Raw genomic sequence first — 13509 nt, 5'->3', positions numbered from 1 at the left:
AAACATATTTGGCACTGACAATCGGCACGCTGTTGAGTTCTCAAGGAGCAGGCGCTTCTGAGCAGAAACCCAGAGGGAATCCGACTCATGCGATTTTGGTACGACTTGCGAAGTTTGAAGAGCGGTGCTCGTCAGTACGCCCAGAACGGGGCCGCCGTGCACTCGCTGTCCCGAACCCCTCCGAAGAGGGGTTCCGTCTGCGCTGGGCTTCCGCCGTGTCCGGCGGCTTCCGTGTCGCGCTGACAGAGAGAACATTACGGGTGGATGACGGCAGGCGTCAAATCAATCCCCCTCCCAGATGTGTGATCTATATCACAGCTTCTGGGATGAGGTTCGATGTGATGTTCTGATATGGGAAGCTTAACGGTCTGGGGCAAGGCAGGGCGACCCGAACCGCGAGGCTTCTGCCTCGATCCGCCCCTGTGTTCCCGGCAAGGCGCCTCATCCCGGCGGCCTGCGCCGACGGCCCGGCCCGCTGACTGTCGGCTCCCCGTCGAGCCAGAACCGCCATGGCCGGTCGGCCGCCGCGTTGATCCCCACTCTGGGCCCCCTGCGGATGGCCGAGCGCGGCTCGGACACCGGCGATGGTCCCGCCACGTCGAGAGCGCCGCCACCCGTGACGGCGGTGCCCGTGAGCTCGCCGCCGACGCCGAGGACCCGGCCGAGGCGGCCAGGTCCTCGGGCGAGGTCCCGGTCCGCGAGATGCGGCCAGCGGGCCCGGACAGCGGCGATTCCCGTGGTGACCTCTCCGGACCGCACGAGTACCGCCGCGGCCTGGTCCACCGGGCCGCAGACGATGTTCAGGCACCAGTGGACGCCGTAGCTGAGATAGACGTAGGCCCGCCCCGGCGGACCGAACATCACCGCGGCGCGGGGCGTGGCCCCGCGAAAGGCGTGCGAGGCGGGATCGTCGAGTCCGCCGTACGCCTCGACCTCGGTGATCCGAACGGCGACCGGCCCGTGCCAGACCGTCGCGCCGAGCAGCTCGGGCGCGACGGCCAGCACGGGCCGGTCGTAGAACTCCGCCGGGTAGGGCGCCGGAGCGTTCAGCCCACAGCCCACCGACGATCCCGGTCAAGGACGGGACGCAGCGCGTCGAGCTGCTCGCGGACGCGGTCGGGCGCCGTCCCGCCGGGCGCGCTGCGGGCTCGCAGCGCCCCGGGCACGGACAGCACACCGCGGACGTCGGCGGTCAACAGCGGATTGATCACGGCGAGGTCGTCGTCGCTGACCTCGTCGAGGTCGACGTCGTGGGCGACGCACCAGGAGACCAGCTGGCCGACGGCCTCGTGCGCCTGGCGGAACGGCACACCGCTGCGCACCAGGTACTCGGCGACGTCGGTCGCCAACGCGAAGCCGTCGGGAGCGGCCGCGGCCAGGCGCTCCCGACGGACCCGCATCGTCGCGATCGTGCCCGTCAGCGCCGGCAGCACCAGCAGCAGCGTGTCGACCGCGTCGAAGACGGGCTCCTTGTCCTCCTGCAGGTCCCGGTCGTAGGCGAGGGGCAGGCCCTTGAGGGTGGCGAGGAAGCCGGTCAGCCCACCGATGAGCCGGCCCGACTTGCCCCGGGCGAGTTCGGCGACGTCGGGGTTCTTCTTCTGCGGCATGATCGAGCTGCCGGTCGCGAAGGCGTCGTCAAGCTCGACCCAACCGAACTCGCGGGTCGTCCACAGCACGATCTCCTCGCCCAGCCGGGACAGGTGCACCCCGATGAGCGCGGCCGCGAACAGGAACTCCGCGGCGAAGTCCCGGTCGGACACGGCGTCCAGGGAGTTCTCGAACGCCCGGTCGAATCCCAGCTCCGCGGCGACACCCTGCGGATCCAGTGGCAGCGAGGACCCGGCCAGCGCCCCCGCTCCCAGCGCGCTCACCGCTGCCCGCGCGTCCCAGTCCCGCAGCCGGTCAGTGTCGCGGACGAACGCGTGGACGTGCGCGAGGAGCTGGTGCGCGAACGAGATCGGCTGCGCGTGCTGCAGGTGGGTCATGCCCGGCGCGGGGGTCTCGACGTGCTGCTCGGCCAGGGTGACGAGCGCCTGGGACAGCTCGGTCAGCCGTGCGGCCACCTGGCGGGCATGGTCACGCAGGTAGAGCCGCAGGTCGGTGGCGACCTGATCGTTGCGGCTGCGGCCGGCGCGCAGCTTCCCGCCGAGCGTTCCGAGCCGCTCCAGCAGGCCGCGTTCCAGGGCGGTGTGGACGTCCTCGTCCTCGACGGTGGGGCGGAATCCGCCGCGTGCGACCGCGTCCGCCAGATCGTCGAGTGCGGTGAGCATCGCGGCGAGCTCGGTGTCGTCGAGCAGTCCGGCCCGGTGCAACACGCGGGCGTGCGACTTCGAGGCGAGCAGGTCGTACGGCGCGAGACGCCAGTCGAACTGCACGCTCACCGACAGCCGGGCGAGCGCCTCCGCGGGGCCGCCGGCGAACCGGCCGCCCCACAGCCGCATCGGCGGCCCGCCCGCGGGCGTGTCCAGCGCGGCGTCGTCGGTGTGATCCGTCGAGGTCACGGGTTCAGCCGCTGCTCGCGGGCCGCCCAGACCTTGGTCGGCAGACCCCACAGCTCGATGAAGCCGCGCGCGTCGCTCTGGTCGAACTGGTCGCCGGCGTCGTACGTGGCCAACGCGTGGTCATAGAGGCTGGCGGGGCTGCGCCGGCCGACGACCTGCGCGACACCGCCGGCGAGCCGCAGCCGCACGTCGCCCGACACGCCGACGCTCGCCGTGTCGACGAACGCGTCGAGCGCGGCCTTGAGTGGGGAGTACCACAGCCCGTCGTAGACGATCTCGCCCCAGCGCTGGTCGATGCCGCGCTTGAACCGGGCGACGTCCCGCTCGAGGGTGAGGTCCTCGAGGTCGCGGTGGGCGGTCAGCAGGGTGATGGCCGCCGGGCACTCGTAGATCTCCCGGCTCTTGATGCCGACCAGCCGGTCCTCGATCATGTCGATGCGGCCGACGCCGTGCGCGCCCGCACGGGCGTTCAACTCGGCGACGAGCTCGGCCAGCGGCAGGGAGCGGCCGTCCAGGGCGGTCGGGATGCCGTCGGTGAACGAGATGGTCACCTCATCGGGAGTCCGGGCGACCGTGGGGTCGGCGGAGTAGACGAAGACGTCCTCCGGCGGCTGCGCCCACGGGTCCTCGAGGATGCCGCACTCGGCGGTGCGGCCCCACAGGTTCTGGTCGATGGAGTAGGGCGACCGCTTCGAGACGTCGATGGGCAGCCCGCGCTCCTCCGCGAAGGCGATGGCCTTGTCGCGGGTCATGCCCGAGTCGCGCACCGGGGCGAGCACCGTCAGCCCGGGTGCCAGCGCCGACACGCCGACCTCGAAGCGCACCTGGTCGTTGCCCTTGCCGGTGCAACCGTGGGCGATCGCGTCGGCGCCGTGCTCGCGGGCGGCCTCGACCAGGTGCTTGACGATGATCGGCCGCGACAGCGACGAGATCAGGGGATAGCGGTCCATGTAGAGCGCGTTGGCGCGGATGGCCGGGGCGACGAACGACTCGGCGAACTCGGCCCGCGCGTCGACCACGATCGACTCGACGGCACCGCAGGTGAGGGCGCGCGCCCGGATGGCCTCAAGGTCCTCGCCGCCCTGGCCGACATCGACCGCGAGCGCGACGACCTCGGCACCGGTCTCGGCGCCGATCCAGCCGATGGCCACGGACGTGTCGAGGCCGCCCGAGTAGGCAAGCACGACGCGTTCGGTCACAGGACTTACTCCTTATGGTCTATGTCGGATTTCGAGTTGGGTCGTCGTCGGCGGTGCCGGGCACGGCTCGCGCTCGTCCCTCCGCCAGCCACAGCAGGTGGCGGGCCAGGGCCGGACCACCCATCGGGACGACGCCGGCCGCCGGCCGACGGCTGCGGCCATCGTCCTCGCCGGGCCGGCCGGGTCCGGGGATCCCACCCCCGTCGGGGATGGCGGTGACCGCCCGGCAGACCACCAGCACCGTGTCGTCGCCGGCGATCGTGCCCATCACCGCCGGCAGCACCTCGCGGTCGAGCGCGGAGGCGAACAGCTGCGCGGCGCCGGGCGGGGTGCGCAGGACGACGAGGTCGCCGTTGGCCTCCGCGGAGACCAGCAGCTCCTCGCACAGCCGGGTCAGGGGCAGCCGGACGGTCTCGGCCGGCGCGAGGTTGACGTCGACGGCGTAGACGAGCGCGCCGCCCGGGCCGCGCACCTTCGTCGCGCCGATGTCCTCCAGGTCACGGGACAGGGTGGCCTGGGTGACCTGCACGCCTTCCGCGGCGAGCAGGCGGGCGAGTTCGGACTGGGAGCGCACTGGCCGCTGACCGATCAGCGCCGCCAGTCTGGCCTGACGGGCGTGCTTGGTCAGGGGCGCGGAGCTCCGCACGCCCGCGTCCGCCGTCATCGCGACGCGCCTCCCCCGCTGACCGCGCCCTCCGCGAAGAGCGTCGAGAGCAGGGCCTTCTGCGCGTGCAGCCGGTTCTCGGCCTGGTCGAACACGACCGAGTGCGGCCCGTCGATCACTGCGGAGGAGATCTCCAGCTCCCGGTGCGCCGGCAGGCAGTGCATGACCAGTACGTCCGGCCGGGCAGCCTCGACGACCTTCTCGTCAAGCCGGTAGGGCTGGAACACCAGGGAGCGGCTGTCGGACTCGCCCTCCTGCCCCATCGAGGCCCAGACGTCGGTGTAGAGCACGTCGGCGCCGGCGGCGGCCTCCAGCGCGTCGTGCATGACCAGCGCCTCGCCGCCGGTGGCCGCACCGATCTCGTTGGCGTGCCGAACGACCTGCTCGAACGGCTCGTAGCCGGGCGGGGAGGCCACATGCACCCGCATGCCGGCCAGCGCACCGGCGAGCAGCAGCGAGTGGGCCACGTTGTTGCCGTCGCCGAGGTAGGTCAGGGTCAGCCCGGTGAGGTGGCCGCGACGTTCCCGGATCGTCTGCAGGTCGGCGAGGGCCTGGCACGGGTGGGCGTGGTCGGACAGCGCGTTGACGACCGGGACGCTGGCTGCGGCGGCCAGCCGCTCCAGGCGATCCTGTGCGAAGGTCCGCACGACGATCGCGTCGACGTACCGGCTGAGCACGGCCGCGGTGTCCTCGATCGTCTCGCCGCGGCCGAGCTGGGTGCTGGCCGCGTCGATGACGACGGGGTGGCCGCCGAGCTCGGCGACGCCGACGTCGAACGACAGCCGGGTGCGCGTCGAGGGCTTCTCGAACAGCAGCGCCACCGAGCGGCCGGCCAGCGCCCGGTCGGCCGGGTCCGGGGCGCGGCGTCGAGCCTTGAGCGCATCGGCGAGGTCGAGTACGGCGGCCTGTTCCGCGGAGGTCAGGTCGGTGTCGAGCAGGAAGTGTCGGGCCGTCATGCGCTGACCTTAGAGCCTTGCCCCGAGGACGCTTCCACTCCGCGCGCGGCCGCGACGACGGCCGGCAGCGCGGCGAGGAAGTCCCCCACCTCGTCGTCGGTGAGGATCAGCGGCGGGGCGAGCCGGACGGCGTCCGGAGCCACGGCGTTCACCAGGTAGCCGGCGTCGCGGGCGGCGGCCTCGACCGCCGCGGCGAACGGGCCGTCGAGAGTGATCGCCCGCCACAGGCCGCGCCCGCGCACGCCGAGGACGCCGGGGATCGCGGCGGCGAGTACGCCGGCGGCGAGCCTGTCACCGAGGCGCGTCGCGTGGTCGAGCAGGCCGTCGGCGGCGATCGTGTCGAGCACCGCGAGGGCCGCGGCGCAGACGATGGGACCGCCGCCGAAGGTGCTGCCGTGATCGCCCGGGCGCAGCAGGTCGGCCGCGGCGCCGATGCCGATGCAGGCACCGATCGGCAGGCCGCCGCCAAGCCCCTTCGCGAGGGTGATGACGTCCGGGAGCACCCCGAGAGCCTGGTGGGCGAACCAGGAGCCGGTCCGGCCGATGCCGCTCTGCACCTCGTCGAAGACGAGCAGCGCGCCGGCCGCGTCACAGGCGGCCCGCGCCTGCTCGAGGTAACCGGCGGGCGGCGGCACGACCCCGGCCTCACCGAGCGTCGGCTCGAGGAAGACGGCGGCGGTGCGCTCGCTGATGGCGGCCCGCAGCGCGGCGGCGTCGCCGTAGGGCACGAACCGCACGCCGGGCAGCAGCGGCTCGAACGGCGCCCGCTTGGCCGGCTGGCCCGTGATGGACAGCGCGCCGAGCGTGCGGCCGTGGAAGGCCCCCTCCGCCGCGATGATCTCCGGCCGACCGGTCCGACGCGCGATCTTCATCGCGGCTTCGTTGGCCTCGGCCCCCGAGTTCGCGAAGAAGACCTTCGCATCGGCGTCGAGCAGCTCGACGAGCCGCTCGGCGAGCCGCACCTGCGGCTCGTTGGCGTACAGGTTCGACACGTGGCCGAGGGTGTCGAACTGATCGACCACGGCGGCGCGGATGGCGGGGTGGGCGTGGCCGAGCACGCTGACCGCGATCCCGCCGAGCAGGTCGACGTACTCGCGGCCGCCGTCGTCCCACACCCGGGTGCCCTGCCCGCGCACCAGCGTGAGCGCCGGCCGGCCGTAGGTCGCCATCACGACGGCGTCGCGGCGGGTGAGCAGGTCGTCGGTCATGGCCGCTCTCCGATCCGGGAGCTCGGGGCCTGGAAATCCGGGGCCTGGATGGTCGGGGGGCATTCCGGCTCGTGATCGGGGGTGATCAGCGTGCCGATGCCGTCGTCGGTGAAGATCTCCAGCAGGATGGCATGCGGGACACGGCCGTCGAGCACGTGCGCCTGCGGGACACCCCCGCGCACCGCCCGCCGGCAGGCCTCCATCTTGGGAATCATGCCGGACGCGAGGGTGGGCAGGAGCTCTTCGAGCTGCGTGATGCTCAGCTCGCTGAGGACCTCGTCGCTGGCGGGCCAGTCCGCGTACAGACCTTCGACGTCGGTGAGAACGACGAGTTTGGTCGCGCCGAGGGCGACGGCGAGCTCAGCGGCCGCGGTGTCGGCATTGACGTTGTAGACGCCGCCGTCGATCCCGCGGGCGACCGACGCGATGACGGGCACCTTACCGGAGTCGAGCAGGGCATCTACCGTTGCGGCGCGGACCTCGACGATGTCGCCGACCAGGCCGACGTCGACCTCCTCGCCGTCGACGATCGCGGGACGGCGGCGGGCGGTGAAGAGGTTCGCGTCCTCGCCGGACAGGCCGACGGCGAACGGGCCGTGGTCGTTGACGAGGCCGACGACGTCCCGGTTGACCTGTCCGAGCAGCACCATGCGGACGACGTCCATGGTCTCCGGAGTGGTGACCCGCAGGCCGCCGACGAAGGTCGACTCGACGCCGAGCCGGGCCAGGTGCGCGGTGATCTGCGGGCCGCCGCCGTGCACCACGACGACCCGAAGGCCCGAGTAGCGCAGGAACACGATGTCGGCGGCGAACGCCGCGCGCAGCGCCGGCTCGGTCATCGCGTTCCCGCCGTACTTGACCACGATGGTGGCGCCCTGGAACCGCGACAGCCACGGCAGCGCCTCGATGAGCACCTGGGTCTTGGCGAGCGCCGCGTGCCCGCGCGCGGTCGCCGCGGGTCCGCGGTGCGCCGCGGGCGCGGCGTCGGCGGAAGTGGGGGCGGTGTCGGTCATGTGGAATACGCCGAGTTCTCGTGGACATAGCCGTCGGTCAGGTCATTGGTCCAGACAGTGACCTCCTCGCCGCCCACGTGCAGGTCGATGAGGATGTCGATCCGGCGTGCGGAGAGGTCGACGAGATCGCGGTCCTCGCCGGGAGCGCCGGCACGGCACACCTGGACACCGTTCATGGAGACGTCGAGGGCGTCCGGTTCGAAGGCGGCCTGGGTCGTACCGACCGCGGCGAGGACCCGGCCCCAGTTGGGGTCGTTGCCGTAGAGCGCGCACTTGAGCAGGTTGTTGCGGGCGACGGAGCGGGCGACCTCCAGCCCGTCGGCCTCGCTCGCGGCGCCGACGACCTGGATCGCGATCGTCTTGGTGGAGCCCTCGGCGTCGCCGAGCATCTGCTGGGCGAGATCGGTGCACACCTCGGCGACGAGGTCGGTGAGCTCGGCCTCGGGTAGTGCCACCCCGGAGGCTCCGGAGGCGAGCAGCAGCACGGTGTCGTTCGTGGACAGGCAGCCGTCGGAGTCGACGCGCTCGAAGCTGACCCGCGATGCCTCCCGCACCGCCCGGTCGAGGGTGGCGGCGTCGGCGACGGCGTCGGTGGTGACGACCACCAGCATGGTGGCGAGGGAGGGCGCGAGCATCGCCGCGCCCTTGCCCATCGCGCCGACGATGACGCCCGGTGTCGCGGTGGAGGTGCGCACCGCGGTCTTCGCGACGGTGTCGGTCGTCCGGATCGCTTCCGCGGCCTCGGCCCCGCCGGCGCCGGTGCTCAGGCCCGCGACAGCCTTGGTGACGCCGGGGAGCAGGAGGTCCATCGGCAACCGGACGCCGATCAGCCCGGTGGAGCAGACCGCCACGTCTCCCGCGCCGATACTCAGCGCCGAGGCCACGTGCTCGGCGGTGGCGTGGGTGTCAGCGAAGCCGGCCGGCCCGGTGCACGCGTTCGCGCCGCCGGAGTTGAGTACGACGGCACGCAGCCGACCGTCCGCGAGGGCCTGGCGGGTCCACAGCACGGGGGCGGCCTGCACGCGGTTACGCGTGAACACGCCGGCGGCGGCGTCGGCCGGTCCGTCGTTGACGACGAGGGCGACGTCCGGGTTGCCGGACGGCTTGAGCCCGGCCGCCGTTCCGGCGGCGCGGAAGCCCCGTGGGGCGGTGACGCTCACTGTTGGTCCTCCCAGGCGCACATCGTGGAGGTGGACAGGGTCAGCGGTGGCTGCTCACGGCGAGATGCCCTGGGCGGTGAGACCCGTGGCCTCGGGCAGGCCGAGCATGAGGTTGGCGCACTGCAACGCCTGCCCGGCCGCGCCCTTGCCGAGGTTGTCGATGGCGGACACGACGATCGCCCGGCCCGACTCGGCGTCGTAGGTGCCCTGGACGTGCACGGCGTTGCCCCCGAGGGTGGCCGCGGCGTGCGGCCAGCGCCCGGGCGGCAGGACCCGGACGAAGGGCTCGCCCGCGTAGGCCGCCCGTAGCGCCTCGTACACGGCGTCGGCGTCCGTGCCGGGAACGGCCCGGCCGGAGCAGGTGGCGAGAATGCCGCGGGGCAGCGGCGCGAGCACGGGGGTGAAGGAGACGCTCACCGCGGTGCCGGCGACCGCGGACAGCGTCTGGACGATCTCCGGACGATGCTGATGGGTGCCGACCTTGTAGGCGGTCAGGTCGCCCATCACCTCGCTGCCGAGCAGGTTCACCTTGGCCGAGCGGCCCGCGCCGGACGTGCCACTGGCCGCGACCACGGACAGATCCCGCGGCTCGACCAGGCCGGCGGCCAGCAGCGGCGCGAGGGCGAGTGAGGAGGCGGTCGGGTAGCAACCCGGCGCCGCGACGCGACTGCTGGCGGCGATCAGCGGGCGGGCGCCGGGCAGCTCGGGCAGGCCGTACGTCCAGACGCCGGCATGCTCGCCACCGTAGGCGCGCTGCCAGGCCGCGGCATCGGCCAGCCGGTGATCGGCGCCGAGGTCCACGACCCGCGTGCCGCGCGGGAGCGAGGCCGCGACCGCGCCGGACTGGCCGTGCGGCAGCGCGAGGAAGACGATGTCCGCCTCGCTCGCGGCGAGCGACTCCGCGTCCGTGAAGACCCGGCCGTCCAGGTCGGGCAGGTTCGGGTGCACGTCCGTCACAGGCAGGCCGGTGGACGTGTTCGCCGCCAGCGCGCCGATCTCGATCTCCGGGTGGCCGAGCAGCAGGCGCAGCAGCTCCCCGCCGCCGTACCCGCTCGCTCCCGCTACCGCTGCCGTCACTCCCATATGGAAACTTATACACGGCACCGAATGAGCATGCAACGGGAATTGGCAGGGCGGGCGGCGCCAGCACGTGGCCGGCGCCGCCCGCCCTGCCGGCTAGGCGCGCAGCGCGGCGCCGGTGCGGTCGGCGGCCCGGGCGACGGCGGCGTCGCGGGCCGCGTTGGCCTCGGCGGCCGTCAGCGTGCGGTCGGCGGCCCGCAGCCGCAGGCCGAACGCGAGCGACCGCTGGCCGGGGCCGACCTGGGCGCCCTCGAACACGTCGAACAGCGCCAGGGACTCCAACAGCTCGCCCGCCCCCTCCCGCAGCGCCGCGGTGACCTCGGCGACGGGCACCCGGGTCGGGACGACGAGCGCCACGTCCCGGTCGGCCGGCGGGTAGGTCGAGATCGTCGGGGCGGCGATCGGCGGCGCGGCGGTCGCCGCGTCGATGAGCGCGTCGAGGTCGAGCTCCATCGCGACGGCGCGAGGGGGCAGGCCGACCTCGCCGAGGACCCGGGGATGCAGTTCGCCGGCGTGGCCGACGCGGCGGCCGGCGACGGACAGCGCGGCGCACCGGCCCGGGTGCCATGGCATGGTGTCGCCGGCGGTCACGGTGAGGCTCAGCCCGAGGGACTCGGCGACCAGATGCGCCGCGTCCACCGCGTCCGCCCAGTCCGCCGCGCGGGCGGCGCTCGCCCAGCCGCCCGGTTCGCGCCGGCCGGTGAGCAGCGCCGCGACGTGGCGAGGCTGCGTGGGCAGCGTCGCGTCCAGCGCGGCGATCTCGTCGGAGGTGGGCCGGCGGTCGACCGGCGGGGTGCGGGCGACCGGCGGGCCGCCCGGCAGCTCGCGAAAGACCAGGCCGGCCTCGAACAGCGCCAGGTCCTGCTGCCCGCGGCCGATGTTGCGCACCGCCGCGGCGATCAGCCCGGACAGCAGCGTGGTCCGCAGGTAGGCGGCGTCCTCGGCGATCGGGTTCGCGACGCGCACGGCGGCCCGGCGCGGGTCGTCGGCGGCGAGGCCGAGCATGTCGGCGGCGTCCTGCGCGACGAACGGCAGCGTCAGCACCTCGACGAAGCCGGCGTGCGCCAGTGCCCGGCCCACCGCGCGGCGCATCCGCTGCGCGGGGGTGATGCCACGGGCGGCCGGCAGCCGCGGCAGCGTCACCGGGATCGTGTCGTACCCCTCCAGCCGGACGATCTCCTCGACGAGGTCGGCCGGACGGGTCAGATCCGGCCGCCAGGACGGCGCGACGACCGCCAGCACGTCACCACGGCCGGCATCGTCCTCGGTGATCGCGCAGCCGACGTCCGCCAGCCGGCGGCGGATCACCTCCGCCGGGTAGGGCCGCCCGGCGAGCCGCTCGGCCTCATCCAGCGGCAGCGGCACCGGCGCGGTGGCGGCGCGGTGGTCGACGTCGGTCACGCCGGGCACGGCCTGGGCGCCGGCTAGCTGGGTGAGCAGGTCGACGGCCACCGCCGCGGCCACCGGCGCGAGCGCCGGGTCGACGCCGCGCTCGAAGCGCCGCGACGCCTCGGAGGACAGCCGGTGGCGCCGCGCGGTGCGGGCGACGCTGATCGCGTCGAAGTGCGCCGACTCGAGGACGATGTCGGTCGTCTCCGCGGAGATCTCGGTGGCCGCACCGCCCATCACACCGGCGAGTGCGATCGGGCCGGAGTCGTCCGCGATGACCAGATCCTCGGGGTCGAGAACGCGTTCGACGTCGTCGAGGGTGCGCAGCTTCTCCCCCGCGACGGCGCGGCGCACGACGATCGGGCCGGTCAGCTTCGCCCGGTCGAAGGCGTGCAGCGGCTGGCCGAGGCCGAGCAGCACGGCGTTGGTGACGTCGACCGGCACCGAGATCGACCGCATCCCGGACAGCGACAGCCGCCGCGACCAGGACAACGGGGTCGTCGCGGCCGGGTCGACGCCGGTGACCACCCGGGCGACGTACCGGTCACAGCCGGCCGTGTCCTCCACGACCACCGGATACGCCTCGCCGGCGCCGGATGCGTCGCCGCCGGAGTCGCCGGGGTCACGGAAGGGCAGGGCGAAGGCGGTGGCCGCCTCCCGGGCGATGCCGCGCACCGACAGCGCGTAGCCCCGGTCGGGGGTGACGGCGATGTCGAGCACCTCGTCGGCCAGGTCGAGCAGCTCGGTGACGTCGGCGCCGAGCGGGGTCGGCGGCGGGAGCACGAGGATGCCGTCGTGGTCCTCGCCGAGGCCGAGCTCGCGGGCCGAGCAGATCATCCCATCGCTGACATGGCCATACGTCCTGCGGGCGGTGATGGCGAACCCGCCGGGCAGCATCGCGCCCGGCAGCGCGACGGCGACCCGGTCCCCCACCGCGAAGTTGTGCGCCCCGCAGATGACACCGCGCACGCCGCCGGCCGGATCCTCACCCTTGGCCGGCTCGGCGACACGGACCTGGCACCAGCGCACCGACTTCTTCTTCGTCTCGACGAGCTCGAACCCGACGACCTCGCCGACGACGACGCCGGACACGTCCGCGCCGACGGCCCGCAGCCCCTCGACCTCGAAACCGGCGCGGATCAGCGCGTCGGCGACCGCCCGGGTCGGCGGCAGGCCCTCCACGTACTCCCGCAGCCAGGACATCACGATCAGCATGGCGTCAGTCCTCGATTCCGAACGGGAGGCCGAACCGGACGTCGCCGTCGACGAAGTCGCGGATCTCCCGGACGTCGTGTCGGATCATCGTGGCGCGTTCCAGGCCCATCCCGAAGGCGAAGCCGCTGTAGCGCACCGGGTCCACCCCGACGGCACGCAGCACGTGCGGGTCGACCATGCCGCAGCCGCCGATCTCGATCCAGCCCTCGTCGGAGCAGACCCGGCACGGCTGGCGGGCCGCCTCGCCGCGGCAGGCGAAGCACTGCACGTCGAGCTCCGCGGACGGCTCGGTGAACGGGAAGAACGACGGGCGCAGCCGCGTCGACAGGCCCTGGCCGAACAGCGCCTCGGCGAACACGGCGAGGGTGCCGCGCAGGTCGGCCATGGTGATGCCCTCGTCGACGGCGAGCCCCTCGAGCTGGCCGAACACGGGCGAGTGGGTGGCGTCGATGGTGTCGTTTCGGTACGTCCGCCCCGGCGCCACGACGTAGACGGGCAGCGGACGGGACAGCAGCGAGCGGATCTGCACCGGGGACGTGTGGGTGCGCAGCAGCCGGCCCGACCCGGTGGGCGCCACGTACAGCGTGTCGTGCTCGCTGCGGGCCGGGTGGTCGGGGGCCATGTTGAGGGCCTCGAAGTTGAACCAGTCGTGCTCGACCTCGGGCCCTTCGGCGACCTCGTAGCCCATCGCGACGAACACGTCGACGAGCCGGTCGGACAGGGTGGTCAGCGGGTGGCGGGCGCCGCGGGGGCGCCGGGTGGCGGGCAGGGTGACGTCCACGACCTCCTCGCGCAGCACGCGGGCGTCGCGCTCGGAGGTGAGCTCGGCGAGGCGGGCGTCGAAGGCGGCCTGGACGTCGGCGCGGGCGGCGTTGTGCCGCCGGCCGGCGTCGGCGCGCTCCTCGCGGGGCAGGGCGCCCAGCTCACGGCGGGCGAGCACCAGCGGCGCGGTGGCGCCCTGCACGTGGGCGGTGCGGACGGCGGCCAGCGCGTCGAGGTCGCTGGCGGCGCGGATCGACTCCCGGGCCGCGGCGACGGCCGCGGCGAGCTGGTCGGGGTCGAGGGCGTGGACCCGGGACGGGTCGACAGTCTCTCCAGGGGCGGACACGGTGCTCATCCTCGTA

General features: G+C 73.8%; 12 protein-coding genes. 1 reads left to right on the top strand and 11 read right to left on the bottom strand.

What is annotated here, in order from left to right:
- The coding region (locus C1A33_RS36000; RefSeq protein ID WP_207770530.1) for a hypothetical protein at positions 1 to 350 on the top strand (350 nt) is incomplete at its 5' end.
- 91 nt (positions 351 to 441) lie between these two features.
- Here C1A33_RS36000 and C1A33_RS27315 read toward each other — a convergent pair.
- The 11 genes from C1A33_RS27315 to pheS form a co-directional block, all read right to left on the bottom strand.
- Positions 442 to 1062 carry a DNA-3-methyladenine glycosylase gene (locus C1A33_RS27315; RefSeq protein ID WP_243407999.1) on the bottom strand — a complete coding sequence of 207 codons (621 nt, stop codon included), beginning with the start codon at positions 1060 to 1062 and terminating at the stop codon, positions 442 to 444.
- Positions 1047 to 2501, bottom strand: coding sequence for an argininosuccinate lyase (gene argH, locus C1A33_RS27310; protein WP_423748156.1), 1455 nt, complete (start codon positions 2499 to 2501; stop codon positions 1047 to 1049). Before argH ends, C1A33_RS27315 begins: the two co-directional genes overlap by 16 nt.
- Positions 2498 to 3700, bottom strand: a complete 1203-nt coding sequence (locus C1A33_RS27305; protein ID WP_101834543.1) for an argininosuccinate synthase — start codon at positions 3698 to 3700, stop codon at positions 2498 to 2500. Before C1A33_RS27305 ends, argH begins: the two co-directional genes overlap by 4 nt.
- Before the next feature lie 19 nt (positions 3701 to 3719).
- A complete protein-coding gene (argR, locus tag C1A33_RS27300; RefSeq protein WP_101834541.1) occupies positions 3720 to 4364 on the bottom strand; it encodes an arginine repressor in 645 nt (214 codons plus the stop codon).
- Entirely contained in the window at positions 4361 to 5320 is a 960-nt protein-coding gene (gene argF, locus C1A33_RS27295; protein WP_101834539.1) for an ornithine carbamoyltransferase, read from the bottom strand. The genes argR and argF overlap by 4 nt, the downstream gene beginning before the upstream one ends.
- Positions 5317 to 6528: an acetylornithine transaminase gene (locus C1A33_RS27290; RefSeq protein ID WP_101834537.1), complete on the bottom strand. Its 1212-nt coding sequence runs from the start codon at positions 6526 to 6528 to the stop codon at positions 5317 to 5319. Before C1A33_RS27290 ends, argF begins: the two co-directional genes overlap by 4 nt.
- Positions 6525 to 7541, bottom strand: coding sequence for an acetylglutamate kinase (argB, locus tag C1A33_RS27285; RefSeq protein WP_243407998.1), 1017 nt, complete (start codon positions 7539 to 7541; stop codon positions 6525 to 6527). Before argB ends, C1A33_RS27290 begins: the two co-directional genes overlap by 4 nt.
- A complete protein-coding gene (argJ, locus tag C1A33_RS27280) occupies positions 7538 to 8701 on the bottom strand; it encodes a bifunctional glutamate N-acetyltransferase/amino-acid acetyltransferase ArgJ (RefSeq protein ID WP_101834535.1) in 1164 nt (387 codons plus the stop codon). The genes argB and argJ overlap by 4 nt, the downstream gene beginning before the upstream one ends.
- Before the next feature lie 54 nt (positions 8702 to 8755).
- Positions 8756 to 9784: an N-acetyl-gamma-glutamyl-phosphate reductase gene (gene argC / locus C1A33_RS27275; protein ID WP_101834533.1), complete on the bottom strand. Its 1029-nt coding sequence runs from the start codon at positions 9782 to 9784 to the stop codon at positions 8756 to 8758.
- A gap of 93 nt (positions 9785 to 9877) precedes the next feature.
- Positions 9878 to 12385 (bottom strand): phenylalanine--tRNA ligase subunit beta, encoded by a 2508-nt coding sequence (gene pheT, locus C1A33_RS27270; protein ID WP_101834531.1) that lies wholly within the window; start codon positions 12383 to 12385, stop codon positions 9878 to 9880.
- 4 nt (positions 12386 to 12389) lie between these two features.
- A complete protein-coding gene (gene pheS, locus C1A33_RS27265) occupies positions 12390 to 13493 on the bottom strand; it encodes a phenylalanine--tRNA ligase subunit alpha (RefSeq protein ID WP_101834553.1) in 1104 nt (367 codons plus the stop codon).
- Positions 13494 to 13509 lie beyond the last annotated feature (16 nt).

The sequence above is a fragment of the Frankia canadensis genome (assembly GCF_900197875.1).
In the GTDB taxonomy this organism is placed as follows: domain Bacteria; phylum Actinomycetota; class Actinomycetes; order Frankiales; family Frankiaceae; genus Frankia; species Frankia canadensis.
The sequence above is the reverse complement of the archived record's forward strand: the minus strand, read 5'-3'. Positions and strand labels throughout refer to the sequence as shown.

Coding starts and splice junctions, on each gene's coding strand:
- argR (WP_101834541.1), bottom strand. CDS start 4,364: ATGACGGCGGACGCGGGCGTGCGGAGCTCCGCGCCCCTGACCAAGCAC.
- argF (WP_101834539.1), bottom strand. CDS start 5,320: ATGACGGCCCGACACTTCCTGCTCGACACCGACCTGACCTCCGCGGAA.
- C1A33_RS27290 (WP_101834537.1), bottom strand. CDS start 6,528: ATGACCGACGACCTGCTCACCCGCCGCGACGCCGTCGTGATGGCGACC.
- argB (WP_243407998.1), bottom strand. CDS start 7,541: ATGACCGACACCGCCCCCACTTCCGCCGACGCCGCGCCCGCGGCGCAC.
- argC (WP_101834533.1), bottom strand. CDS start 9,784: ATGGGAGTGACGGCAGCGGTAGCGGGAGCGAGCGGGTACGGCGGCGGG.
- pheT (WP_101834531.1), bottom strand. CDS start 12,385: ATGCTGATCGTGATGTCCTGGCTGCGGGAGTACGTGGAGGGCCTGCCG.